Genomic DNA, 550 nt, shown 5'->3' with positions numbered 1-550 from the left:
TTGATATTGGCGCAGAAGGTCGCGGACGTGTTGGCGATGTCATCTTGAGAATGGGTGTGCGCCAAATGAAGTCTTACGACTACACAGTGAAGACTCGTGGTCAATCTCAGTTTGATACGTTTACGAAGCAACAAGACCGCTACGGTATTATCGCGGGTGACAAGGTTGAGTTTGTTATCGACGGCGAGAAGTTTGTGGCAACAAAAGCAAACAAGCTGGCTTACGACTACGCAAATCAACTGGTGACGTCCAAAGGTTACGATCTAAAAACGTACCTAGATAGCTATGAGCCTGCAACACTAAACAAGGTTGCAGAGAGCATCGATAGCGCTTGGGGGCCATTCCGAACAGCGATTGTCCCAGCGTTCCACGATCCTGTATTGCTGCTGGATGCACCAATGGTCAACGCAATGAAGCGAACCATTGATGCGGATATTGCGGCAGGTGTGCTGTCGTTCAGCCAGTCTTTCATCAACTTTACGACAGCGAATGTGACTTCGGGTGATTTGGTCATCGATGCAACTTCGGGCACATTGAGCTATAAAGGTGG

General features: G+C 48.7%; 1 pseudogene. It reads left to right on the top strand.

The features are described from left to right. A pseudogene (locus R7093_RS27405) lies at positions 1-550 on the top strand (MoxR-like ATPase); the annotation flags it as partial.

This window comes from Vibrio sp. 1580 (assembly GCF_033340055.1).
Note: the sequence above shows the minus strand (reverse complement) of the source record. Positions and strands in the feature narration are given on the sequence as shown.